Annotated in this window: 25 protein-coding genes and 1 other RNA gene; 18 read left to right on the top strand and 8 right to left on the bottom strand. The window is 67.8% G+C overall.

Features of this window, described 5'->3' with window-relative positions; genetic code table 11:
• Nucleotides 1–23: 23 nt before the first annotated feature.
• The 9 genes from GGQ80_RS00260 to mmsB all read left to right on the top strand — a co-directional run bounded on the left by GGQ80_RS00260 (nucleotide 24) and on the right by mmsB (nucleotide 8622).
• Nucleotides 24–305, top strand: coding sequence for an ETC complex I subunit (locus GGQ80_RS00260; protein ID WP_183981704.1), 282 nt, complete (start codon nucleotides 24–26; stop codon nucleotides 303–305).
• Between the two features lie 73 nt (nucleotides 306–378).
• Nucleotides 379–1875, top strand: coding sequence for a CoA-acylating methylmalonate-semialdehyde dehydrogenase (locus GGQ80_RS00255; RefSeq protein WP_183981703.1), 1497 nt, complete (start codon nucleotides 379–381; stop codon nucleotides 1873–1875).
• Between the two features lie 5 nt (nucleotides 1876–1880).
• Nucleotides 1881–2405 carry a hypothetical protein gene (locus GGQ80_RS00250; RefSeq protein WP_183981702.1) on the top strand — a complete coding sequence of 175 codons (525 nt, stop codon included), beginning with the start codon at nucleotides 1881–1883 and terminating at the stop codon, nucleotides 2403–2405.
• Nucleotides 2402–2845 (top strand): hypothetical protein, encoded by a 444-nt coding sequence (locus tag GGQ80_RS00245; RefSeq protein WP_183981701.1) that lies wholly within the window; start codon nucleotides 2402–2404, stop codon nucleotides 2843–2845. Before GGQ80_RS00250 ends, GGQ80_RS00245 begins: the two co-directional genes overlap by 4 nt.
• 1 nt (nucleotide 2846) lies before the next feature.
• The gene (locus GGQ80_RS00240; RefSeq protein ID WP_183981700.1) at nucleotides 2847–3992 is read left to right on the top strand and encodes an acyl-CoA dehydrogenase family protein; all 1146 of its coding nucleotides are present in this window, start codon (nucleotides 2847–2849) and stop codon (nucleotides 3990–3992) included.
• Nucleotides 3989–5620 (top strand): alpha/beta fold hydrolase, encoded by a 1632-nt coding sequence (locus tag GGQ80_RS00235; RefSeq protein WP_183981699.1) that lies wholly within the window; start codon nucleotides 3989–3991, stop codon nucleotides 5618–5620. The genes GGQ80_RS00240 and GGQ80_RS00235 overlap by 4 nt, the downstream gene beginning before the upstream one ends.
• A gap of 124 nt (nucleotides 5621–5744) precedes the next feature.
• On the top strand, nucleotides 5745–6836 hold the full coding sequence (locus GGQ80_RS00230; protein ID WP_183981698.1) for an enoyl-CoA hydratase/isomerase family protein: 1092 nt from the start codon (nucleotides 5745–5747) through the stop codon (nucleotides 6834–6836).
• Nucleotides 6837–7613: an enoyl-CoA hydratase gene (locus GGQ80_RS00225; RefSeq protein ID WP_183981697.1), complete on the top strand. Its 777-nt coding sequence runs from the start codon at nucleotides 6837–6839 to the stop codon at nucleotides 7611–7613.
• A 127-nt stretch (nucleotides 7614–7740) separates the two neighbouring features.
• Complete coding sequence (gene mmsB / locus GGQ80_RS00220; RefSeq protein WP_183981696.1) at nucleotides 7741–8622, top strand: 3-hydroxyisobutyrate dehydrogenase; 882 nt, start codon at nucleotides 7741–7743, stop codon at nucleotides 8620–8622.
• 56 nt (nucleotides 8623–8678) lie between these two features.
• Here mmsB and GGQ80_RS00215 read toward each other — a convergent pair whose 3' ends face one another.
• Nucleotides 8679–9851 (bottom strand): phospholipase D-like domain-containing protein, encoded by a 1173-nt coding sequence (locus GGQ80_RS00215; protein WP_183982409.1) that lies wholly within the window; start codon nucleotides 9849–9851, stop codon nucleotides 8679–8681.
• 118 nt (nucleotides 9852–9969) lie between these two features.
• On the opposite strand from GGQ80_RS00215, the gene rpoZ reads away from it, so the two are divergent.
• A complete protein-coding gene (gene rpoZ / locus GGQ80_RS00210; protein ID WP_183981695.1) occupies nucleotides 9970–10314 on the top strand; it encodes a DNA-directed RNA polymerase subunit omega in 345 nt (114 codons plus the stop codon).
• 126 nt (nucleotides 10315–10440) lie between these two features.
• On the opposite strand, the gene GGQ80_RS00205 is transcribed toward rpoZ, so the two are convergent.
• Complete coding sequence (locus GGQ80_RS00205) at nucleotides 10441–10872, bottom strand: DUF1810 domain-containing protein (protein WP_183981694.1); 432 nt, start codon at nucleotides 10870–10872, stop codon at nucleotides 10441–10443.
• A 44-nt stretch (nucleotides 10873–10916) separates the two neighbouring features.
• On the opposite strand from GGQ80_RS00205, the gene GGQ80_RS00200 reads away from it, so the two are divergent.
• Both GGQ80_RS00200 and GGQ80_RS00195 read left to right on the top strand, forming a co-directional pair.
• The gene (locus GGQ80_RS00200; protein WP_183981693.1) at nucleotides 10917–11447 is read left to right on the top strand and encodes a hypothetical protein; all 531 of its coding nucleotides are present in this window, start codon (nucleotides 10917–10919) and stop codon (nucleotides 11445–11447) included.
• On the top strand, nucleotides 11447–12067 hold the full coding sequence (locus GGQ80_RS00195) for a YbhB/YbcL family Raf kinase inhibitor-like protein (RefSeq protein WP_183981692.1): 621 nt from the start codon (nucleotides 11447–11449) through the stop codon (nucleotides 12065–12067). The genes GGQ80_RS00200 and GGQ80_RS00195 overlap by 1 nt, the downstream gene beginning before the upstream one ends.
• Before the next feature lie 8 nt (nucleotides 12068–12075).
• On the opposite strand, the gene ffs is transcribed toward GGQ80_RS00195, so the two are convergent.
• The 4 genes from ffs to GGQ80_RS00175 all read right to left on the bottom strand — a co-directional run bounded on the left by ffs (nucleotide 12076) and on the right by GGQ80_RS00175 (nucleotide 14712).
• Nucleotides 12076–12173: signal recognition particle sRNA small type (ffs, locus tag GGQ80_RS00190), an RNA gene on the bottom strand.
• A 53-nt stretch (nucleotides 12174–12226) separates the two neighbouring features.
• Nucleotides 12227–12529, bottom strand: coding sequence for a hypothetical protein (locus tag GGQ80_RS00185; protein WP_183981691.1), 303 nt, complete (start codon nucleotides 12527–12529; stop codon nucleotides 12227–12229).
• A gap of 138 nt (nucleotides 12530–12667) precedes the next feature.
• Complete coding sequence (locus GGQ80_RS00180; protein WP_183981690.1) at nucleotides 12668–14272, bottom strand: M28 family metallopeptidase; 1605 nt, start codon at nucleotides 14270–14272, stop codon at nucleotides 12668–12670.
• Nucleotides 14269–14712 carry an MAPEG family protein gene (locus GGQ80_RS00175; RefSeq protein WP_183981689.1) on the bottom strand — a complete coding sequence of 148 codons (444 nt, stop codon included), beginning with the start codon at nucleotides 14710–14712 and terminating at the stop codon, nucleotides 14269–14271. The genes GGQ80_RS00180 and GGQ80_RS00175 overlap by 4 nt, the downstream gene beginning before the upstream one ends.
• 258 nt (nucleotides 14713–14970) lie before the next feature.
• Between GGQ80_RS00175 and rpmF the strand changes: the two genes are divergently transcribed.
• The 5 genes from rpmF to GGQ80_RS00150 all read left to right on the top strand — a co-directional run bounded on the left by rpmF (nucleotide 14971) and on the right by GGQ80_RS00150 (nucleotide 17964).
• Complete coding sequence (gene rpmF, locus GGQ80_RS00170; RefSeq protein ID WP_183981688.1) at nucleotides 14971–15150, top strand: 50S ribosomal protein L32; 180 nt, start codon at nucleotides 14971–14973, stop codon at nucleotides 15148–15150.
• Nucleotides 15151–15179: 29 nt separating this feature from the next.
• Nucleotides 15180–16208 (top strand): phosphate acyltransferase PlsX, encoded by a 1029-nt coding sequence (gene plsX / locus GGQ80_RS00165; protein WP_183981687.1) that lies wholly within the window; start codon nucleotides 15180–15182, stop codon nucleotides 16206–16208.
• Nucleotides 16205–17173: a beta-ketoacyl-ACP synthase III gene (locus GGQ80_RS00160; RefSeq protein WP_343050704.1), complete on the top strand. Its 969-nt coding sequence runs from the start codon at nucleotides 16205–16207 to the stop codon at nucleotides 17171–17173. The genes plsX and GGQ80_RS00160 overlap by 4 nt, the downstream gene beginning before the upstream one ends.
• A 128-nt stretch (nucleotides 17174–17301) precedes the next feature.
• The gene (locus GGQ80_RS00155) at nucleotides 17302–17601 is read left to right on the top strand and encodes an integration host factor subunit alpha (protein WP_183982407.1); all 300 of its coding nucleotides are present in this window, start codon (nucleotides 17302–17304) and stop codon (nucleotides 17599–17601) included.
• A 9-nt stretch (nucleotides 17602–17610) separates the two neighbouring features.
• Nucleotides 17611–17964 (top strand): MerR family transcriptional regulator, encoded by a 354-nt coding sequence (locus GGQ80_RS00150; RefSeq protein WP_183981686.1) that lies wholly within the window; start codon nucleotides 17611–17613, stop codon nucleotides 17962–17964.
• A 40-nt stretch (nucleotides 17965–18004) separates the two neighbouring features.
• Here GGQ80_RS00150 and GGQ80_RS00145 read toward each other — a convergent pair whose 3' ends face one another.
• Nucleotides 18005–18541, bottom strand: a complete 537-nt coding sequence (locus tag GGQ80_RS00145; protein WP_425506006.1) for a fasciclin domain-containing protein — start codon at nucleotides 18539–18541, stop codon at nucleotides 18005–18007.
• 127 nt (nucleotides 18542–18668) lie between these two features.
• The gene (locus tag GGQ80_RS00140; RefSeq protein WP_183981684.1) at nucleotides 18669–19292 is read right to left on the bottom strand and encodes a TetR/AcrR family transcriptional regulator; all 624 of its coding nucleotides are present in this window, start codon (nucleotides 19290–19292) and stop codon (nucleotides 18669–18671) included.
• Between the two features lie 162 nt (nucleotides 19293–19454).
• Here GGQ80_RS00140 and GGQ80_RS00135 point away from each other — a divergent pair, with 162 nt between their 5' ends.
• The gene (locus GGQ80_RS00135) at nucleotides 19455–21893 is read left to right on the top strand and encodes a TonB-dependent receptor (RefSeq protein WP_183981683.1); all 2439 of its coding nucleotides are present in this window, start codon (nucleotides 19455–19457) and stop codon (nucleotides 21891–21893) included.
• Nucleotides 21894–21903: the final 10 nt, after the last annotated feature.

Here is a 21903-nt window from a genome sequence, read left to right as displayed (position 1 = left end):
AACTCCCGCGTTAAGGGGGCGTCATGCCTACCGCCCGCATCTTCCAACGCCCGAAGAACGCCATGCAATCGGGCAAGCACTTCACCGACCAATGGCAGCTCGAGTTCGAGCCCGCGGAGGCGAAGCAGCCTGATCCGCTGACCGGCTGGGCCGGCAGCGGCGACACGCGCGATCAGGTGCGACTGCGCTTTCCGACAGTTGATGCGGCGATCGCCTATGCCGAAAAGCAGGGCTTCGACTATGTCGTCGTGCCGACGCCCGCGAAAAGCTTGAAGCTGCAGGCCTACGCCGACAATTTCCGCTGAGCCGGCGCCGACGCGCGTCGGCCGGCCCCGCGAACCGGTGAGCCCGAGCAACGGGCCGCCGCAGGAGAGTGTGATGCGTGTAATCGACCATGTTATCGTCGGCCACGCCGGTGGCGGCGGTGGCCGCACCAGCGAGGTGTTCGATCCCAACACCGGCCGCGTGCAGGCGACCGTCACGCTCGGCACCCAGGCCGACCTGGATCGCGCCGTCGCTGCTGCCGAGGCCGCGCAGCCCGGCTGGGCCGCGACCAATCCCCAGCGGCGCGCCCGGGTCATGTTCCGCTTCAAGGAGCTGGTCGAGGCGAACATGGACGCGCTGGCGCGGCTCCTCGCCAGCGAGCATGGCAAGGTCGTCGCCGACGCCAAGGGCGACATCCAGCGCGGGCTTGAGGTGATCGAGTTCTGCTGCGGCATCCCGCACGTGTTGAAGGGCGAATATACGCAAGGGGCAGGCCCGGGCATCGACGTCTATTCGATGCGCCAGCCGATCGGCATCGGCGCGGGCATCACCCCGTTCAACTTCCCGGCGATGATCCCGCTGTGGATGTCGGGCGTCGCGATCGCGACCGGCAACGCCTTCATCCTGAAGCCCTCGGAGCGTGATCCCAGCGTCCCGGTGCGTCTCGCCGAGCTGTTCCGCGAGGCGGGGCTGCCCGAGGGCGTGCTTCAGGTCGTCCATGGCGACAAGGAGATGGTCGACGCGATCCTCGACCATCCGGCGATCGGCGCGGTCAGCTTCGTCGGCTCCTCCGACATCGCGCACTACGTCTATCGCCGCGGCGTCGCCGCCGGCAAGCGCGTCCAGGCGATGGGCGGCGCCAAGAACCACGGCATCGTCATGCCCGACGCCGACCTCGATCAGGTCGTCGCCGACCTGTCGGGCGCGGCATTCGGTTCGGCGGGCGAGCGCTGCATGGCGCTGTCCGTGGTGGTGCCGGTCGGCGACAAGACCGCCGACGCGCTGCGCGAAAAATTGATCCCCGCGATTCAGGCTCTGCGTGTCGGCGTGTCGACCGACGACCAGGCGCATTACGGCCCGGTGGTAAACGCCGCGCACAAGAAGCGAGTCGAGGACTGGATCCAGACCGGCGTCGACGAGGGTGCCGAGCTGGTCGTCGACGGTCGCGGCTTCACGCTTCAGGGGCATGAGGAAGGCTTCTTCGTCGGCCCGACGCTGTTCGATCGGGTCACGCCCGAGATGAGCGCGTACAAGGAAGAGATTTTCGGCCCCGTGCTGCAGATCGTCCGTGCTCCCGATTTCGAAACCGCGCTGCGCCTGCCGAGCGAGCACCAGTACGGCAACGGCGTTGCGATCTTCACCCGCAACGGCCATGCCGCGCGCGAATTCGCGGCGCGCGTCAACGTCGGCATGGTTGGGATCAACGTGCCGATCCCGGTGCCGGTCGCCTATCACACTTTCGGCGGGTGGAAGCGGTCGGCGTTCGGCGACACCAACCAGCACGGCATGGAGGGTGTGAAGTTCTGGACCAAGGTCAAGACGATCACCCAGCGCTGGCCCGACGGATCGCCCGACGGAGGGAACGCGTTCGTCATCCCGACGATGGGGTGATCGCGATGCGCAGGATATCGGTTTCGGTTCTCACCGCCGCGCTGCTGCTGACGGCATGCGGCGGTGGCGGCAGTGAGAAGGCCGGCGGCAACGAGCAGGGCTCGGGCGCGAGCGGTGCGGCGGCGAGCGAGCCGGTCGACGACCAGGCGACGGGCGACACCGGCAACGCGCTGGTGCCCGTCGCGCTGCCGTCGCCGACGAAGCTCTCCGCCATCCCCGCGCCGTTCCAGGGCCGCTGGGGGCTGGTGCCCAACGACTGCGATCCCGCGCGTGCCGACAACAAGGGGCTGGTGACGGTCGCCGCGAACCGGCTGAGCTTCTACGAATCGCGCGCGGTGCCGGGCAGCATCGCGCAGACCGGGCCACAGCGGATCACCGCGACGCTCGCCTTTTCGGGCGAGGGCCAGACGTGGACGAAGCAGGCGGTGCTCGCGATCCAGGACGATGGCCGCACGCTCGTGTTCGATCAGGACGACCCGCCCAGCTCGCTGCGCTACCAGCGCTGCCCGCAACAGGAGACGACGCCATGACCCGTTTTGCGCTGCTGCCCCTCGGTTTCGCGCTCGTGCTTGCCGCCTGCGATCCGGCGCCGACATCGGCCCCGGTCGCCAACGACGCCGCCGTCAATGCGACCGCCAACGCCGCCGCGCCCGTCGGCCCGCAGAAGCTGACCGCGTTCCCGGAGGAGTATCGCGGCCGCTGGGGCATGACGCCCGCCGACTGCAAGGGCGGCGCCGGGCTGATGACCGTCGCAGCGACGACGCTCAGCTTCAATGCCGGCGTCAAGGCGACCGCCAAGGACATGCTCGCCGTCCGGCCCGACCGGCTGACCGCGACGCTCGACTATACCAACCGCAAGGGCAACTGGACGTCGCCGACGACGATAACGCTCCAGGACGACGGCAAGGCGCTGCTCCGCGAGGATACCCGCCCGTCCGGCATGTTCCGCTACCAGCGCTGCGCAGGATAAGATGACCGACCAGTTCGACCTGACCGACGACCAGCGCGAGATCCAGGATCTCGCGCGCCGCTTCACCGCCGACCGGATCACCCCGTTCGCCGCGGAATGGGACGAGAAGCACCATTACCCCGTCGACGTGTGGAAGGCGGCGGGCGAGCTTGGCTTCGGGTCGATCTATGTCAGCGAGGCATCGGGCGGCATCGCGCTTGGCCGGCTCGAGGCGGCGCTGATCATGGAGGCGATGGCCTATGGCTGTCCCGCCACGTCGGCGTTCATCTCGATCCACAACATGGCGGCGTGGATGATCGACCGCTTCGGCTCGGCGGAATTGAAGGCGCGTTTCCTTCCCGATCTGGTCAGCATGGACAAGATCGCCAGCTACTGCCTGACCGAGCCGGGATCGGGCTCCGACGCCGCCGCGCTCAAGACCAGCGCGCGCCGCGACGGCGACGATTTCGTTCTCAACGGCACCAAGCAGTTCATCTCGGGCGCCGGCTACAACGACGTCTATGTCGTGATGGTCCGCACCGGCGAGGAAAAGAGCCGCGGGATCAGCGCGGTCGTCGTCGAGAAGGATACGCCCGGCCTGTCGTTCGGCGCGCCCGAGAAGAAGCTGGGCTGGAACGCATCGCCCACGGCGCAGGTGATCTTCGAGGATTGCCGCGTGCCCGTCGCCAATCTAGTCGGCGGCGAGGGCGAAGGCTTCAAGATCGCGATGGCCGGGCTCGATGGCGGCCGCCTCAACATCGGCGCCTGTTCGCTCGGCGGGGCCCAGCGCTGCCTCGACGAATCGATCCGCTATACCAAGGAGCGCCAGCAGTTCGGCGCCGCCGTCGCCGATTTCCAGAACACCCAGTTCATGCTCGCCGACATGGCGACCGACCTGGAAGCATCGCGCGCGCTGCTCTATCTGGCCGCGGCGAAAGTGACCGCGAACGCGCCCGACAAGTCGCGTTTCTCGGCGATGGCGAAGCGGCTGGCGACCGACAACGGCTCGTCGATCGTCGACCGCGCGCTTCAGCTGCACGGCGGCTACGGCTATCTCCGGGACTATCCGATCGAGCGTTTCTGGCGCGACCTGCGCGTCCATTCGATCCTGGAGGGCACCAACCAGGTGATGCGGATGATCGTCGGCCGCGAGCTGACGCGCCAGTGATCGCGTCGCAGCCCTATGATCCGCTCGCGATCTGGCGGGCGATGGCCGATCAGGCGAGCGGCGTGTCGCCGAGCGCGCTGCTCGAGGTACAGGCCCAGGCCGCGCGCGAGTGGAGCGACTTCTGGCTCGCCGCCTGGGGGCTGAAGCCGCCAGCCGACGCGCCGCGCGACCGCCGCTTCGCGGCGCCGGCCTGGAGCGACGACCCTTATTATCGTGCGTTGCGCGATGCCTATCACCTCGCCTCGCGCCAGCTGAAGGCGGCGGGCGCGCTGGGCGCAGGCGGCAGCAATTCGAACCGGGCGATGGTCGGCTTCCTGCTCGACCAGTTCCTCAACGCCGTCTCGCCCGCCAATTTCGCACTGACCAATCCCGACGTCGTCGCGCGGACGCTGGAGACGGGAGGGCAAAACCTCGTCAACGGCTTCCAGCATCTCGTCGAGGACGTGATGGCGGGCAGGGGCATCGTCCGCCGCCGGGCGAGCGGCGATTTCGTGAAAGGCGAGACGATCGCCGCGACCCCGGGCGAGGTCGTCTTCCAGAACCATCTGTTCCAGCTGATCCAGTACACGCCGACCACCGCCGACGTCGCTGCCGAGCCGCTGCTCTACGTGCCGCCGTTGGTTAACAAATTCTACATGATCGACCTCCAGCCGAAGTCGAGCCTGGTGAAATGGCTGGTCGACCAGGGCCGCACCGTCTTCGTCATCTCCTGGATCAATCCCGACGATCGCCACCGCGATTGCGGCGTCGAGCACTATGTCCTCAACGGCATCGTCGAGGCGATCGATGCCGCGCGCAGGGCGGCGGGTACGGAGAAGCTGGACCTGTTCGCGTTCTGCCTGGGCGGTACGTTGGTATCGGTCGCGCTGGCGTGGCTCGAGGCGCAGGGGCGCAGCGGCGAGGTCAACAGTGCGACGCTGATCGGCTCGATGGTCGATTTCGCCGACATGCGCGATTGGGCGGCCTTTGTGAACGAGGCGCATCTCGACGCGCTCGACGCGCACCTCGCGCGGCGCGGCTTCATCGAAGCGACCGAACTCCAGCAGCTGTTCGCCGCGGTGCGCGCCAACGACCTGATCTGGTCGTCGGTCATCAACCATTATCTGCTCGACAAGCCGGCCCCGCCGTCTGACCTGCTCTATTGGTTCGAGGACGGCGCGCGCATTCCGCAGGCATTCCTGCGCTCATACAATCGCGACCTGCTGTTCTCCAACGCGCTGCGCGAGCCCAACGGCTTCGCGGTCGGCGGCGTCGCGATCGACGTGAAGACGGTGACGACGCCGATGCTGCTCATCGCGCTGAAGGACGATCACGTCTCGGCATGGGAAGCGGTGTACGACGGGGCGCGGCTGTTCGGCGGCGAGGTGACGTTCGTCCTCGGCGGATCGGGCCACAACGCCGGCGTCATCAATCCGCCCGCCGCGAACAAGCACGGCTATTGGACAAACGATGCGCAGCCCGATGCCGCTGCCGAATGGCTGGCGGGGGCGACGAAGCACGACGGTTCGTGGTGGCCGTTCTGGACCGGCTGGCTCGACGCGCATGGTTCGGGCGAGCACGGTCCCGCCCGCGCGATCGAGAACGGTATCGAGCCTGCGCCCGGTTCCTACGTGGCGATCGCGCATTGAGACTCACGGTAAGGATTCTCCCTTCCGTTCGTCCTGAGCTTGTCGAAGGGCGGGTGTCACGCCCGTGCCGTGGCGACTTGGGCAGGTGCTTCGACGAGCTCAGCACGAACGGGGCAGGGCATTCATGGATAGTATTTTGAACTTCATCGCCGACCCTCATGTCCTGACCTTCGCCGACCACTGCGCCGGCCGTATCCGGCTGGACCGGCCCAAGGCGCTGCACAGCCTCGACCTCGGCATGGTGCGCGCGATGACCGAGGCGCTGCTCGACTGGCGTCATGACGACGACGTGCGGATCGTATTGATCGATCATGCCGGCGGCAGGGGCTTCTGCGCGGGCGGCGACGTGGTGACGATCGCGAAGGACGTCGCCGACGGCGCGGGCACCGCGGGGCGCGATTTCTTCTTCGAGGAATATCGCCTCAACCACCTGATGTACACGTATCCGAAGCCGGGCGTCGTGTTCATGGATGGCGTGGTGATGGGCGGCGGCGTCGGCATCGCCTGCCCGTGCCGCTATCGCATCGTCACCGAGCGGACGGTGTTCGCAATGCCCGAGACGACGATCGGCCTGTTCCCCGATGTCGGCGGCGGGCGCTATCTGTCACGGCTGCGCGGGCGTGCGGCGCAATATCTGGCGCTGACGAGCGCGCGGCTCGACGGCGCCGATTGCATCGCGCTCGGCCTCGCCAATTTCTACGTGCCCTCCGACCAGCTCGATGCGGTGAAGGCGGAGATCGCGGCGAGCCCGGAAAAGGCCGAATCGATTCTCGCCGGCGCCGCGGTCACGCCGCCGCCCGCCACTATCACCGACCAGCTGCCCCAGATCGACCGGCTGTTCGCCTCCGACGATTTCGAGGAGATCATGGCGGCCCTTCAGGCTGACGGGTCCGACTGGGCGTCGAACGTGCTCGCGATGCTCGCCAAGCGCTCGCCGACGGCGTGCAAGGTGTCGCTGCGCATGCTGGTCGAAAGCCCGCGCCAGCTGCACTTCGTCGACGAAATGCGGATGGAATATGCGATCGTCAGCCGCATGTACCGCAGCCCGGATTTCGCCGAAGGGGTGCGAGCGCTGCTGATCGAGAAGACCGGCGACCCGCGCTGGTCGCCCGCCACCGCCGCCGAGGTGACCGACGCGATGGTCGACGCCTATTTCCAGCCGCTGCCCCCCGCCGAGGCGTGGACGCCGCTGCCGCCGACGAGCCGAAAGGGCTGAATGATGGACTACGAGACGATCCTGGTCGAACAGCGCGGCCGCGTGACGCTGATGACGCTGAACCGCCCCAAGGCGCTGAATGCGCTCAACAGCCAGGTCCTGGCCGACCTGGTGTCCGCGATGCAGGCATTCGACGCCGATCCGGGCCAGGGCTGCGCCGTCGTCACCGGCAGCGAGAAGGCGTTCGCCGCGGGCGCCGACATCAAGGAGATGCAGGCGCAGGGCTTCGCCGACATGTACGCCAGCAACTTCTTCGCCGGATGGGAGCATTTCACCCGCACCCGCAAGCCGGTGATCGCCGCGGTCGCTGGCTACGCACTCGGGGGCGGCTGCGAGCTGGCGATGATGTGCGACTTCATCCTCGCCGCCGACACCGCGAAATTCGGCCAACCTGAAATCAAGCTCGGCGTCACCCCCGGCATGGGCGGGTCGCAGCGGCTGGCGCATGCGGTCGGCAAGGCCAAGGCGATGGAGATGTGCCTGACCGGCCGGATGATGGATGCCGAGGAGGCGGAACGCGCCGGCCTCGTCAGCCGCATCGTCCCCGCCGCCGAGCTGGTCGAGGAGGCGGTGAAGACCGCGACCACGATCGCCGGCATGGCGCCGCTCGCGACGATCGCGAACAAGGAGATGGTCAACGCCGCCTTCGACATGGGGCTGACCCAGGGCGTCCAGTTCGAGCGTCGGCTATTCCACGGACTGTTCGCCACCGAGGACCAGAAGGAAGGCATGACCGCCTTCGTCGAGAAGCGCCCGGGTAACTGGACGGGGAAGTAAGCGGATAACAAAGCCCCTCCCCTTCAGGGGAGGGGTTGGGGGTGGGGTACGCCTCGCAGAGACCTTCGCTTGCGGCCCCCACCCCAAACCCCTCCCCTGAAGGGGAGGGGCTGACAGGAGAGAAGTAATGGCACGCGTCGCTTTCATCGGTCTGGGCAACATGGGCGGCGGCATGGCCGCGAACCTGGCGAAGAAGGGCCATGACGTCCGCGCCTTCGACCTTTCCGCGGACGCGCTCGCCCGCGCCAAGGAGGCGGGCTGCCTACCCGTCGCGACCGCGGCCGAGGCGATCGAGGGTGCCGAGGCGGTCATCACCATGCTGCCCGCCGGTCGCCATGTCGAAGAAGTCTATGAGGCCGCGGTGTTCGCCAACGCCGCGCCGGGCGCGATCCTGATCGACTGCTCGACGATCGACGTCGCCACCGCCAAGCGAGTCGCCCAGGCGGCGGCGGACCGCGGCATCACCGCGGTCGACGCGCCCGTCTCGGGCGGCATCGCCGCCGCGGCGGCGGGCACGCTGACCTTCATGGTCGGCGGCAGCGACGACGGCTTCGCGCGTGCCGAACCCTATCTGTCGGCGATGGGCAAGGCGGTGATCCACGCCGGTGCCAGCGGTGCGGGGCAGGCGGCGAAGATCTGCAACAACATGATCCTCGGCGCGACGATGGTCGCGACGTGCGAGGCGTTCGTCCTCGCCGAGAAGCTGGGGCTCGACGCCAAGGCGTTCTTCGACATCGCCAGCGTCTCGTCGGGGCAGAGCTGGTCGATGACGAGCTATTGCCCGGTCCCCGGCGTCGGGCCGACGACGCCCGCCGACAACGACTATCAGGGCGGCTTCGCGGCGGCGCTGATGCTCAAGGACCTGCGCCTGGCGGCAGAAGCCGCCGCCGATGCCGGCGCTGACACCCCAATGGGCGAGCGCGCACGCGACTATTACGAGCGGTTCGCTGACGCCGGGCAGGGGGGCAAGGACTTCTCCGGCATCATCCGCATGTTGCGGGGGGAGTAATCCGCCCCCGCCGTCATGCTGAGCTCGTTTCAGCATCTTTCGACGTAACGTCCCGTCTACTCGTCGATCCCGAAGTTCAGCCCACGCGATACGCCCGGATCGATCACCGCCAGCAACATATAGGCCGCGAACTGGCGTAGCCGCTGGAACGGCGTCGTGTGCGCCTTGTACCAGTCCTTCGTCACCGCCTGCGATTTCGCGATCTCGCCGTCGACATAGCCGCGGGCGTGGTCGGCGAAGGCGGCATCCTCGATCCGCAGCATCAGCTCCAAGTTGATGAACAGGCTGCGCATATCGAAATTGGCCGAGCCGATATGAACCGCGTCGTCGATCACATACAGCTTGGTGTGCAGCTTCGTCGGCAGATATTCGAACAATTGCACGCCCTTGCGCAGCAGGCCGGCGTAGGTGAAGCGCGCCGCGGCGATCGTGGCGTTGTTGTCGGACTGGGACGCGGTGACGATCCGCACTCGCGCCTTACGGCGTCCGGCCTTGTCGAGCCGGCGCAGGATCGTCGGGCTCGGCGTGAAATAGCCGGCGATCAAATCGATGCGGCGGCCGCGGCGCATGTCGTGGCGCACGGTCCGCGCCCAGGGCGACAGCCGCCGCGTCGGCCCGCCGATCAGCCAGCGCAGCGCGCCCTCGCTCTCGCTCCATTGCGCCAGCGCCGTGTTGAGTTTGCGGATCTTGCCCTTCGGCTGCTGCACCCAGTCGTTGAGCGCGTCGAAATAGCCCGCCATCCGCGCCGCCGCCGGCCCCTCGACCAGCAACCCCAGGTCGCGCCACGCGGCGTCCTGTGCGGTGCCGAAATAATCGTCCTCGACATTGAAGCCGCCGACGATGATCCGCGGCGCTTCGCCTTCCGCATCGGCCAGCGCCAGCTTCTGGTGATTGCGCAGCAGATAGCGGCGTCCGAACCGTGGCAGGAACCGGCACACCGTCACCCCCGCCTCGCGCACCGGGGCGAAGAAGGCACGGCTGGCGTCGTCGCTGCCGAATCCGTCGACGACGACGGCGACGGTGACGCCGCGATGCGCCGCCGCGATCAGCGCCGCGTTGACGCGCCGCCCGGTGTCGTCGTCGGCGTAGATATAATAGAGGATGCGCAGCGACCGCGTGGCACCGTCGATCAGCGCCAGCAACGCCTCCAGCCGCCGCTGCCCGGTGTCGAGCAGCGTCAACCGGTTGCCGTCGACGGTAAAGCTCGGCTGCGGCGGCGGCGCGTCCATGGCGTTCGCTTTGCCGGGCAGGGGGCGCGGCGACAAGGCGTTTTCCTTGACTTGGGCGCACATCAACCGTAGATGGCACCTCTTCATCCCAGCGGTATTTTGCACGAAGGAAGCGGCGATGGCGCGCGTGACGGTCGAGGATTGCGTCGACAAGGTTTCCAACCGGTTCGACCTGGTGCTGTTCGCGGCGCAGCGCGCCCGCCAGATTTCGGGCGGTGCCGAGCTGACGATCGATCGCGATCGTGACAAGAATCCGGTCGTCGCCCTGCGCGAGATCGCCGAGGAGACGGTGCGTCCCGACCATCTCGAGGAATCGGTGGTCAACAGCCTGCAGCGCGTCCAGATCGACGACGATGACGAGGTCGATGCGGTCGGCAGCTTGGCCGCCTCGGCCGAGGCGCTTCGCCTCACCGCCGCGGCCCCGCCGCGCAACCAGAACCTCGGCGCCGACTACGACGGCTGAGCGATCAGGGGAGGCTTCGGCCTCCCTTTTTCATATGGGACCCCAGCGGCATCGACCACCGCCGTCATGCTGAACTTGTTTCAGCATCTCCCGATAGCGTTGCCCCGACGAGACCCTGAAACGAGTTCAGGGTGACGAGGGCGTATTGCGCAGGATGTCCACCGTCGCCGCATCCTCCTCACCCCGGTAAAACCGCTCCAACACCGCCCGAAACGGCGCCGGATCGTCGGCCACATGGGCAAACAGCGTCATCGACGACTTGAGCTTCACTGCATCGATTGCGCCCATGATCGCCTCCGCCGACCCCGGCGCGGCAATGACAGCGTCGCTCGCCTCGATCAGCCGCCGCCCCAGCGCCGGATGCGCCAGATAGGCGCGCGCCTCCGCCGCGTCGGCGATGGCATAGAAGCGCGCGGTGTCGCTGCGCCCGAGCCCCGCGACCTGTGGGAACACCCACCACATCCAGTGGCTCGCCTTGCGCCCCCGCCGCAACTCGGCGAGCGCTTGGTCATAGCTGTCGGCCTGTGCCGAAACGAAACGGTCGAGACGATCGGTCATGCCCGCCAAGCTGCGGTCATGCCAGGCGCCAGGCAACCCCATCGATGCGCCTGCGTTATGATCTCATGCGCTTCTTCCTCCTGTCACTGCTGCTCGTGTCCCTCGCCGCGTGCGGCCAGCAGGAGCAGGCGACTAATCGCGCCATGGAGGCCAACGCCGCCGCCTTCGTGCCGCCCCCCGTGGTTCGGCCCAAGGCACTGCCTGGACAGGACGATCGGCCGCCGCTCGACGTGTATGTGGGCAAATATCCGCACGATCCCATCGACGGCGTCGGCTTCTACGATCGCACCGAAGTCGCCAACGCGCTGATCGACGCGGTCGGCGACGAAGCGATGCGGCGTCGGATCGCCGGCGAGGCGACCGAGGTGCCAATCTTCGTGTCGGGCGAGCGGATCGCCGCCTGGGGCTGCGAACCGCATAATTGCGGACCGAATCACTGGGTCTTCCTGCTCCGCCGCGACGGCACGGGGGGCGAGGCCTGCCACCACACCGATGCGATGGGCGGCGCGAGCCGCTGGTATGCCGGGGGCGCGCCGGTGATGCGCCCCGGCGATTGTCCGAAGGCGACTACCTGATGCTCGAACATGTCCCCTCCTGGCTCGGCAAGGCGCTGAGCGGCCTGCGCGCGGGCGCTGACAAGCTGGCGATCGTGCGCCCCGAACTTGGCGGCGAATTCCCCGCGATCGACTTGATGAGCCCCGCCTTCGCCGATGGCGCGCGGCTGCCCGATCGCTTCACCGCCGATGGCGACGGCGTGTCGCCGCCGCTGGTCTGGGGCGAGCCGCCGGCGGGGACCGCGCGCCTCGTGCTGATCGTCGAGGATGCCGACGCACCGACGCCGCAGCCGCTGGTCCATGCGGTGGTATGGGATTTGCCCGCCGACGCAGGGCGGCTCGCGGAGGGGGCGATCGTTGCCGACGGCGATGGCGCCGGTGGGCGCGACGTCGGCCGCAATTCCTATTTCCGCGAAGGCTGGCTGCCGCCCGATCCGCCGACCGGCCATGGCACGCATCGCTATGCCTTTCAGCTGTTCGCGCTGGCGAACGGGGCGGGCGATCCGGGCGACTCGCCCGGTCGTGCCGCCGTCGTCGAGGCGATGGCGGGGCATGTGCTGGCGGCCGGCGTGCTGATCGGCACCTATGACCGCGGCGAGGCGGCGCCGGTCGGTCCCGTGGGGGCGGTCGCGCCCGCATGATCTTTGGTTGAGGTGGGAGCCGGAACGACCCGCGGCGAAATCGTTGCGGCTGCTTCCTTCCGGACCTGACCGGGTTGGCGACGACCACGTCCGCCCGACTCCCGCGGCCCCTATGGCGAAAGCGGGCGGCGGGATCAAGCCGCCGCCCGTTTCATCAGCTTATCGGCGGAAGCAGACGCGTTCCGGACCATACCAGCCGCGCTCGATGCGGCACACCACGCGACCACGGCGATAGCCGTCCCAGCCGCCACGGTGATAGCCGCCGTTCCAGCCATAGCGGGGACCGCGATCCCAGCCTCGGTTCCCGCGCCAACCGCGGTCGCCGCGCCAGCCCCGATCATAGCCTCGGTCGTAACCGCGATCGTAGCGGTCGTAGCCCCAACGCTGCGCCTCCGCCGGCATGGCGGCCAGCGTTCCCGTCGCGATCAGCAGGCCTGCGCCTGCGGTAGCCAGTAGTTTCATGACGCCAACTCCTCTCAAGCCCCTGCCGGGGCATGACAAAAAAGCTACGCGTCAGCCCGTTGATCGGTCCTGAACTGCTCGTTGGCTGGGGTTCAGGCTGGAAAACTCGAAATCTCCCCGTGCCGGGGAGGTTTCAATTCACCGCCGATCCTTCTCGCGGATCGCGCGAAACTCCGACGTGGCCGACCATTGCGGCCAGCGCGTGCCGTCCGCCAGCTCGCGGCCGACGGTGTAGAACAGGTCGACGTCCTCCGCCGCGCCGGTCAGGTCCCAACGCGCGTCCCACGCGTCGCAGGGCTGGTGATAACATTTCATATAGCCGTCGAGCCACGCCTGCCCCGCCGCCCGGCCGCCGTTCCTGAGGTCGGGCGCGCCGCTGATCGCCATCAGCAGCAGCGTCGGCACCCCGCGCCGCGCCAGCGAGAAATGATCGGCACGATAGAACAGCCCGCGCTCGGGCAGTGCCTCCGGCGTGATCGTCCGCCCCTGCGCCGTGGCGGCGTTCGCGAGGAGCGGTTCGAGATCGCTCTGGCCCGGCCCGACCAGCAATACGTCGCGCGAGCGACCCGCGGTCTGGAGGATGTCGAGCGTCAGGTTGGCAACCGTCTTCGCCGCCGGATAGACCGGGTTGACGCCATAGGTCTCCGATCCCAGCAGGCCACGCTCCTCGCCCGTCCACAGCGCGAAGACGAGGGTGCGCGCCGTCCGGGGCGCCTTGGCGAAGGCGCGGGCCAGTTCGAGCACGCCCGCCGTGCCGAGCGCGTCGTCGTTGGCCCCCGGCCGGATCGTCCGCCCCTGCGCATCGGGTGTGCCGACGCCATAGGCGTCCCAATGCGCGCCGAACATCACCACCTCGTCGGGCCGCTTGGCGCCGACCAGCTTGGCGAGGACGTTGCGGCTTTCGGCCCGCTCATGGGCGACGGGGATGTCGGCGCTGAACACCGGCTTGAGCACGACCGGTCGGAAATCGCGGCGACGGGCGGCGACGCGCAGCGCCGCCAGATCCTGGCCCGATGCGGCGAACAGTCGAGTCGCGGCGGCGCCCTCGATCCAGCCCTGCAGCATCACGCGATCGTTGGGCTCGGGGCGGACGATGTCGTAATTCTCGCCCTGCGGCGCGACCACCGTCGACCAGCCATAGCCGGCACCCGGCGTGTCGTGGACGATCAGCGCCGCGATCGCGCCGCGTCGGGCCGCCTCCTCGAACTTGTAGGTCCAGCGGCCGTAATAGGTCATGCGCTTGCCGCCGAAATCGGTGGGCTCGCCGGCGGCGGCCTCGAAATCGGGGTCGTTGACCAGGAACACCGCGACCTTGCCCTTCAGGTCGACGCCCTTGAAATCGTCCCACTGCCGCTCGGGCGCGGTGACGCCATAGCCGACGAAGACCATCGGGGCGTTCGCGATCCGCGCGCGCGTCACCGGGCGCACGGTGCTGACATAGACGTCGCGGCCCTGCACCCAAGGCTGGCCCCCGGCGGTGATCGTGCCCGCGCCCAGCTTGGTGCGGATCAACGGCACCGGCTGCGTCCATTGCCCGCCGGGGCCGCCGGGCTGAAGCCCCGCCGCCTTGAACTGGCCGACCAGCCAGTCGACCGTCCTGGCCTCGCCCGGCGTGCCCGGCGCGCGGCCCTGAAAGGCGTCGGACGCCAGCGTCTTAACGTCATCGGACAGCCGCTGTGGCGAGGTCTGCGCGGCGGCGGGGGCGGCGAGCGCCAGCCCGGCGAGAAACAGCAATCGGTTCATCCGCGGGGTTCCGTGAAATCGAAGGGAATGATTCGCGTCGGCCGCCCGGTGCCACCGCCCTGCGCGATGACGAGCGCCCAGCCGGCAAGCACCGCCAGCACTAGCCAGGTGACGAGCGCACCCGCCGCCCGCAGCGGATTGGGCTTTGTCGCGTCCATGCCGAAGCCGTGGAGGACGCGGGCGACGACGAAGACGACGCCGACAATCCACAGCCAGGTCGCGCGACCCCCCGCCAGCTCGATCAGCGCCATCAGGATGAGGACGAAGGGCGCATATTCGACGAAATTGGCGTGCGCCCGCATCCGCGCCATCATCCGCGGCTCGCCGCCGTCGCCGGTCAGCGGCCCGCCCTTGATGCGGCGGGGGACGATACGGAACGCGAGCCACAGGTTGATGACCGCTGCCGCGGCGGCAATGGTCAGCGTAACCGGCAGGATCATGGGCGTTCTCCTCTGCGTTCTGACCTATGGGACGACGCGGCCGCCGCCAAACGAAAACGCGGGCGGCGGCGCGATCGCCCACTGGCGAGGTCGATGTGATGCGGTCCACGGTTGCAACGCGCGCCGAAATCGGTATAGCGCGCCGCTTCGCGATGCGTCTGGCCGCACGAGGCTTTCCGCGCGGCCGGCGTTCGCCGGTCGGCGGCTCGTTTGGTCGGTCGCGTTCACCGTGACACGTTTGAAAGACAAGGTGCCGAGATGGCCGTCCCCAAAAGAAAGACTTCGCCCTCCCGCCGTGGCATGCGCCGCTCGCACGACGCGCTCAGCGTCGAAGCGTTCCAGGAATGCCCGAACTGCGGCGAGCTGAAGCGCCCGCACAACCTGTGTTCGCACTGCGGCCATTATAACGGTCGCGAGATCGTTTCGGTCGAGGGCTGACCCGCAACCGCACCCGGACCGGCGACGCTATGTCGAACAGCTCCACGATCGCCGTCGATGCGATGGGCGGTGACGAGGGGCTTGCAGTGATGCTCGCCGGCGTCGCCACCGCGCGACGCCGGTTCGAGGGCATGCGCTTTCTGCTGGTCGGGGACGAGGCGCAGATCGCCGAGGGGCTGAAGAGCCACCCGAACCTGTCGCAGGCGTCGGAAATCGTCCACGCCGAGGGCGTCGTCGGCGCCAGCGACAAGCCGAGCCAAGCGATTCGCCGCGCCAAGACCACGTCGATGGGCATCGCGATCGACCTGGTGAAGCAGGGCCGCGCCGGTGCCGCCGTGTCGTCGGGCAATACCGGCGCGCTGATGGCGATGGCGAAGCTGGCGCTGCGCATGCTGCCCGGCATCGATCGCCCGGCGCTCGCCGCGCCGCTGCCGACGCTGGGCGACAACGACGTCATCATGCTGGATCTTGGCGCGAATACCGAGGTCGATGCGCGGAACCTCGTCCAGTTCGCGGTGATGGGCGCCGCCTATGCGCGCACCATCCTCGACCTCGAAAGCCCGCGCGTCGCGCTGCTGAACATCGGCAGCGAGGCCCAGAAGGGCACCGACGAGATCCGCGATGCCGCCGCGATCCTGCGCGGCGCGGCTCACCTGCCGCTGCGCTTCACCGGCTTCGTCGAGGGCGACAAACTGGCGCGCGGCGACCATGACGTCATCGTCTGCGATGGCTTTGCCGGCAACATCGCGCTGAAGACCGCGGAGGGGACGGCGCGCTTCGTCGCCGATCTGCTCCGCCGCGCCTTCACCAGCTCGGTCCGCTCGAAGATCGGCTTCCTGATCTCGCGCCCCGCCACCGAATTGCTGCGCGAGCACCTCGATCCCAACAACCACAATGGCGCCGTCTTCCTGGGCCTGGGCGGGATCGTCGTGAAGAGCCACGGCGGCGCCAAGGAACATGGCGTCGCGACCGCGATCGGCAACGCCGCCAAGATGGTGCGCGCCGATCTCACCCGCCGCATCGCCGACGACCTCGGCAATTTCGAGAAGGCCGCGTGATCCGATCCGTCATCACCGGCACGGGCTCCGCCTTGCCGATCCGCCGCGTGTCCAACGCCGAACTGGCGCAAGAGGTCGATACCAGCGACGAGTGGATCGTCGAGCGCACCGGCATCCGCTTCCGCCACATCGCCGGGCCTAACGAAACGACGGCGACGCTGGCGACCGATGCCGCCAAGGCCGCGCTCGCCGCCGCCGGGGTACTGGCGCAGGACATCGACCTGATCGTCCTCGCTACCGCGACTCCCGACCAGACCTTTCCGGCCACCGCCACGAAGGTGCAGGCGATGCTCGGGATCAACGATTGCGTCGCCTTCGACGTCGCCGCGGTCTGCTCGGGGTTCCTCTATGCGGTGCAGGTCGCCGATGCGATGCTGCGCTCGGGCGTCCAGCGCCGCGCGCTGGTAATCGGCGCGGAGACGTTCAGCCGCATCCTCGACTGGGAGGATCGCACCACCTGCGTCCTGTTCGGCGACGGTGCCGGCGCAATCGTGCTGGAGGCGCAGGAGAGCGCCGACGACGACGGCCGCGGCATCCTGGCGACGAAGCTACACGCCGACGGCCGCCATAACGAGCTGCTCTACGTCGACGGTGGTCCGTCGACCACGGGCACCGTCGGCAAGCTGCGCATGAAGGGCCGCGAGGTATTCCGCCATGCGGTGACCAATCTCGCCGCGGTGATGGCCGAATCGCTCGTCATCGCCGGGCTGGAGCCGGGCGACGTCGACTGGGTCGTCCCGCATCAAGCCAATGCGCGCATCCTCGACGCGACCTCGCGCAAGCTCGGGCTGCCGGCCGACAAGGTGATCGTCACCGTCGACCAGCACGCCAACACCTCCGCCGCGTCGGTTCCGCTCGCGCTTGACGTCGCGATTCGCGACGGGCGTATCAAAGCGGGACAAATCGTTGTTCTGGAAGCCATGGGCGGCGGCTTTACCTGGGGCGCAGCAGTCGTGCGGATGTGACCTGTTGCGATCGTTGCGGGGCCAATCCTAACCTCGGTAAACAAGAGGGTGGAAAATACCACTTTACCATGGTAATACTCCGACAAGGGGATTTTCATTCACTCTTGCTTGGGGGACTATTGGTGTTGATGCAAACGACCGGTACGCTGACTCGTGCTGACCTCGCCGAGGCGCTGCACCGGCAGATCGGCCTTTCGCGTGCGGACAGTGCCCAGATTGTCGAGCAGATTCTTTTCGAGATGTGTGACGCTCTTGCCCATGGTGAGAATGTGAAGATTTCCGGTTTTGGCACATTCGTCCTGCGCGACAAGGGCGAGCGCATCGGGCGCAATCCCAAGACGGGGGTCGAGGTGCCGATCGCGCCGCGCCGTGTCCTCACCTTCCGCGCCAGCCAGACGATGCGCGACCGCATCGTCGCTGCCGGATAACGAGTCGGAATGGCGCTGAGCGCTCCCAAGGCGGACGGCGCCTTCAGGACGATCGGCGAACTTTCCGACGAGACCGGGATCGCTCAGCATATCCTGCGTTACTGGGAGACGAAGTTTCCCCAGTTGCGACCGCTGACGCGGGCCGGCAACCGCCGCTATTACCGCCCGGACGACGTCACGCTGGTGCGTCGCATCGACGCGCTGCTTCATCGCGAAGGGTACACGATGAAGGGCGCGCAGCAGGCCCTCGCCGCCACCTCGTCCCGGCAGGCGCCGGTCACCGACGCGCTACCGACGATCGCCGCGATCCGCGACAGTTTGGTCAAGGCCTTGCTCGACGACGAGGCGGCCGCGCGAGGTTAGGATACCGGGGCGAGCGGATCGCCCGCCCCGGCAACGCCGATCACTGCGGCAGCATGACCGTGTCGATGACGTGGATCACGCCGTTCGACTGCATGACGTTGGCGGTGGTGATCCGGCCCTTGTCGCCCTTGGCGTCCATGATCGCCCAGCCGTTGCCGGCCTTGCGGAACATCAGGTTGCCGCCCTGCACCGTCGCGTAAGTCGCGGTGCCGCCGTTCGCCTTGGCCTTGGCGGCGATGTCCTCGGCGGTGATCCGGCCGGGCACGACGTGATAGGTGAGCACGCCCGTCAGCTGCTGCTTGTTCTCGGGCTTCAGCAGCGTATCGACGGTGCCGGCGGGCAGCTTCTTGAACGCGGCGTTGGTCGGCGCGAAGACGGTGAACGGACCCGGGCCCGACAGCGTGTCGACCAGCCCGGCGGCCTTCACCGCGGCGACCAGCGTGGTGTGATCCTTCGACTGCGATGCGTTCTCGACGATCGTCTTCGTCGGATACATCGCCGCGCCGCCGACCATCGGATTTTTCTGCAAGGCGACGGCGGCGGTCGAACCCAGGGCCAGCGTGGCGGCCAGCATCATCGAACGGGCAAGCTTCATGATAGTCTCTCCTGTCTCTTCGGACGACAAGAGTACGTCTGGCGACGCCAACTAGATGCAGTAGTTACCGTTTTCGTAAGATAACCGCTTGGTGCCCGGCGTCATGCCGTCAGCGGGCGGCCAGCCCGCGGCACAGCAGGTCAGCCGCCGCATCGGCGACCACCTCGACATCGCCGTCCTCCGCCCAGACGCCGTAGCGCAGGCCCAGGAACACGTTCATCCCCATGATCGCCCAGGCGTGAACCTCGCCGGCATCGGCGCGGATCTCGCCGAGCGCCGCTGCGCTGCGCAGCCGTGCCTCGATCCGCACCGCCGTGGTGGCGTAGTGGCGACGGAAGCTGTCGGGATCGACGAACTCCGATTCGTCGATGATCCGATAGATCTCCTTGTGCTCGCGAACGAACGCCAGGAATGCGGCCAGGCCCGCCCGCTCGGCGGGAACCCCGGGCGGCGCGCCGCGCACGGCCGGCGCGACCTCGTCGCGGACCCGTCCCGACATGTCGCTCACCAGCGCGCGAAAAAGCGCATCCTTCGAGTTGAAATAAGTGTAGAAACTGCCGAGCGCGACGCCGGCGCGGCGGGTTATTCCGCTGACCGACGCGTCGTGGAAGCCGCGCTCCCCGAACTCAGCTGCGGCTGCGTCGAGCAAGGCGCGACGGGTGCGCCGCCCACGCTCGGTACGGGGCGTCTTGTCGGCGGGCGCCGGAGTTGCGTCGACAGCGGTGCTGGACATCCGTCCGTCTCTAACCGTCTCCGACCTAAATTGAAAGATGGTTCAACTTTCAACATTGCCAAGTTGAAACCTGGTTCGGGTTTCAGTATGAGGGGGCGAAGGGGCGCACCATCCGGGAATAACCGGGGGCGATCGGGCCGGGCGCCGAACAGGGGAGGTTTGATGATCAGTCCGTCCACGCGCGTCCTGCTGACGCTCGGCACTGCTGCCGCCGCACTGCTGGCGATGCCGGCCTCCGCGCAAGTCAGCGACAGCAGCGCCAATCGACCGTCGCCGGCGGCATCGCCCGACTCGACGGCGACCGATCCGACCGCCGCGGTGTCGAACACTACCAGCGAGGCGCAGGACAGCGCGATTACCGGCACCGGCGACATCGTCGTCACCGCGCGCCGCCGCGAGGAAACGCTGCTCAACGTGCCGATCGCGGTCAGCGCCTTCACCAGCGACAAGCTGGCCAAGATCGGCGCGATCGACGTCACCGACCTGCAGAACGTCACCCCCAATACCTCGCTGAAGGCGGCGCGCGGCACCAATTCGACGCTGACCGCCTTCATTCGCGGCGTCGGCCAGCAGGATCCGGTGCCCGGGTTCGAGTCGGGCGTCGGCGTCTATCTCGACGACGTTTATCTCAACCGGCCCCAGGCCGCGGTTCTCGACATCTACGACGTCGACCGGATCGAGGTGCTGCGCGGACCGCAGGGCACGCTCTACGGCCGCAACACCATCGGCGGTGCGGTGAAGTACGTGACCCGCCGCCTGGCCGACGGGCCGGAGGCGCGGGTGCGCGCGACCTATGGCACGTTCAACCAGGCCGATGGCGTCATCAGCCTGTCGACCCCGATCGGCGACATGCTGAAGGTCGGTATTGCCGGCGCGCGGCTGACCCGCGACGGCTTCGGGCGCAACCTCAACCTCAACATCGACAATTATAACAAGAACATCTGGGCCGGCCGCGGCACCATCGAGTTCGAGACGCCCGACAAGCGGCTCTTCGTCCGCCTGACCAGCGACTATACCCACGACAAATCGAACCCGCGCAACGGCCATCGCCTGATCCCGGGCCTGCTGTCGGGGCTGCCCGTTCTCGACAATGTCTTCGACACCCGCGCCGGGCTCAACAATCCGCGCCAGGACGTGGAGGCGGGCGGACTGTCGCTATCGGCCAACGCGCAACTGACCGATCACCTCACGCTGCGCAGCATCAGCGCGTGGCGCAAGGACAAGACGCTGACGCCGATCGACTTCGATTCGAATCCCGCCGTCGACGTCGACGTTCCCGCGGTCTACCGCAACGAGCAGACCAGCCAGGAATTTCAGCTGCTGTACAACAGCGAGAAGTTGAACGGCCTCGTCGGCTACTATTATCTCGGCGCGAAGGCATCGACGGCGTTCGACGTGCTGTTGTTCACCACTGGCGGCACCGCACTGCCCGGGCTCGATGCGTTCACCGCGGGCGACGTGCGCACCGAAACCTCGTCGTTCTTCGGCGACTTCACCTATGATTTCACCCCATGGATCAGCCTGTCGCTTGGCGGGCGCTACACGTGGGACGAGCGCAAGTCGTTCGTGTTCAAGCAGAATTACCTGAACGGTCCGACCGCCAATTTCGGGGGCAATCCGATCGCGTTGGGCGCGCCGGCGACCAACTTCCGCGGACGTGCGCTCTACAAGCGCTTCACGCCGCGCGCATCGTTGCAGATCAAGCCCTGGACCGACCAGATGATCTACGCGTCCTACGCCGAGGGCTTCAAGGGCGGCGGCTTCGATCCCCGCGGATCGGCGACGCAGGCGCTACCCAGCAATCGGGCGGTCGGCGTTACCTATCAGGATATCTACGACTATCTGTCGTTCGATCCCGAAACGGTGAAAACCTATGAAATCGGGTGGAAAGGGCAGCTGTTCGATCGCCGGCTGAGCTATGCGCTCGATGGCTTCTATTCCAAGTACACCGACGTCCAGGTGCCGGGATCGTCGGGCTGCCTGGTCAACGGCGTCGCGACGTTCTGCGGGATCACCACCAACGCCGCCAAGGCGACGATCAAGGGTGTCGAGGCGGAATCGACCGCGGTGCTGGCGCGCGACTTTGCGGGTGTCGGATCGGCGGTCAATCTGTCGGGAACGCTGGGTTATATCGACGCGAAGTACGATCGCTTCATTGGCCCGACCGGGACCGACGTCGCCGCCTATCGCTTCTTCCAGAACACACCGGAGTGGACCGTGTCGGGCACGCTGACCGGCGTGCTGCCGGTGGGCGAGGGGCTGCTGACCGCGAACTCCACCGTCGCCTATCGCAGCCTGACTCACCAATTCGAGGTCGCGAGCCCGTTCCTCGACCAGCCGGGCTACACGCTGTGGGATGCCGGGCTGACCTATCAGTTCGGTGCCGACCGCCGCTATTCGATCGGCGTCTACGGCCGCAACCTGACCGACGTGAAGTACAAGATTGGCGGCTATCAATATCTCGCCGCCAATGCCGCGACCGGTGTGATTACCCGCACCGCCACGGGCGGCGTGACACCGACGCTCGGCAGGGAGGGCGTCGCCACCGCCTTCTACGGCGCCCCTCGCCAGGTGTTTGGGACGTTCACGGCCAGGTTCTGACGCCAATCAC

It is taken from the genome of Sphingomonas jinjuensis, from assembly GCF_014197105.1.
Lineage (GTDB): Bacteria > Pseudomonadota > Alphaproteobacteria > Sphingomonadales > Sphingomonadaceae > Sphingomonas > Sphingomonas jinjuensis.
Note: the sequence above shows the minus strand (reverse complement) of the source record. Positions and strands in the feature narration are given on the sequence as shown.

Excerpts from the sequence above, each read along its gene's own strand:
- GGQ80_RS00185 (WP_183981691.1), bottom strand. The coding sequence starts at position 12,529 with ATGAAACTACTGGCTACCGCAGGCGCAGGCCTGCTGATCGCGACGGGA.
- GGQ80_RS00175 (WP_183981689.1), bottom strand. The coding sequence starts at position 14,712 with ATGATCCTGCCGGTTACGCTGACCATTGCCGCCGCGGCAGCGGTCATC.
- GGQ80_RS00180 (WP_183981690.1), bottom strand. The coding sequence starts at position 14,272 with ATGAACCGATTGCTGTTTCTCGCCGGGCTGGCGCTCGCCGCCCCCGCC.
- rpoZ (WP_183981695.1), top strand. The coding sequence starts at position 9,970 with ATGGCGCGCGTGACGGTCGAGGATTGCGTCGACAAGGTTTCCAACCGG.
- GGQ80_RS00225 (WP_183981697.1), top strand. The coding sequence starts at position 6,837 with ATGATGGACTACGAGACGATCCTGGTCGAACAGCGCGGCCGCGTGACG.
- rpmF (WP_183981688.1), top strand. The coding sequence starts at position 14,971 with ATGGCCGTCCCCAAAAGAAAGACTTCGCCCTCCCGCCGTGGCATGCGC.
- GGQ80_RS00230 (WP_183981698.1), top strand. The coding sequence starts at position 5,745 with ATGGATAGTATTTTGAACTTCATCGCCGACCCTCATGTCCTGACCTTC.
- GGQ80_RS00195 (WP_183981692.1), top strand. The coding sequence starts at position 11,447 with ATGCTCGAACATGTCCCCTCCTGGCTCGGCAAGGCGCTGAGCGGCCTG.
- GGQ80_RS00155 (WP_183982407.1), top strand. The coding sequence starts at position 17,302 with ATGCAAACGACCGGTACGCTGACTCGTGCTGACCTCGCCGAGGCGCTG.
- GGQ80_RS00255 (WP_183981703.1), top strand. The coding sequence starts at position 379 with ATGCGTGTAATCGACCATGTTATCGTCGGCCACGCCGGTGGCGGCGGT.
- GGQ80_RS00245 (WP_183981701.1), top strand. The coding sequence starts at position 2,402 with ATGACCCGTTTTGCGCTGCTGCCCCTCGGTTTCGCGCTCGTGCTTGCC.
- GGQ80_RS00200 (WP_183981693.1), top strand. The coding sequence starts at position 10,917 with ATGCGCCTGCGTTATGATCTCATGCGCTTCTTCCTCCTGTCACTGCTG.
- GGQ80_RS00140 (WP_183981684.1), bottom strand. The coding sequence starts at position 19,292 with ATGTCCAGCACCGCTGTCGACGCAACTCCGGCGCCCGCCGACAAGACG.
- mmsB (WP_183981696.1), top strand. The coding sequence starts at position 7,741 with ATGGCACGCGTCGCTTTCATCGGTCTGGGCAACATGGGCGGCGGCATG.
- GGQ80_RS00250 (WP_183981702.1), top strand. The coding sequence starts at position 1,881 with ATGCGCAGGATATCGGTTTCGGTTCTCACCGCCGCGCTGCTGCTGACG.
- GGQ80_RS00205 (WP_183981694.1), bottom strand. The coding sequence starts at position 10,872 with ATGACCGATCGTCTCGACCGTTTCGTTTCGGCACAGGCCGACAGCTAT.
- GGQ80_RS00260 (WP_183981704.1), top strand. The coding sequence starts at position 24 with ATGCCTACCGCCCGCATCTTCCAACGCCCGAAGAACGCCATGCAATCG.
- GGQ80_RS00135 (WP_183981683.1), top strand. The coding sequence starts at position 19,455 with ATGATCAGTCCGTCCACGCGCGTCCTGCTGACGCTCGGCACTGCTGCC.
- plsX (WP_183981687.1), top strand. The coding sequence starts at position 15,180 with ATGTCGAACAGCTCCACGATCGCCGTCGATGCGATGGGCGGTGACGAG.
- GGQ80_RS00240 (WP_183981700.1), top strand. The coding sequence starts at position 2,847 with ATGACCGACCAGTTCGACCTGACCGACGACCAGCGCGAGATCCAGGAT.
- GGQ80_RS00150 (WP_183981686.1), top strand. The coding sequence starts at position 17,611 with ATGGCGCTGAGCGCTCCCAAGGCGGACGGCGCCTTCAGGACGATCGGC.
- GGQ80_RS00145 (WP_425506006.1), bottom strand. The coding sequence starts at position 18,541 with ATGATGCTGGCCGCCACGCTGGCCCTGGGTTCGACCGCCGCCGTCGCC.
- GGQ80_RS00215 (WP_183982409.1), bottom strand. The coding sequence starts at position 9,851 with ATGGACGCGCCGCCGCCGCAGCCGAGCTTTACCGTCGACGGCAACCGG.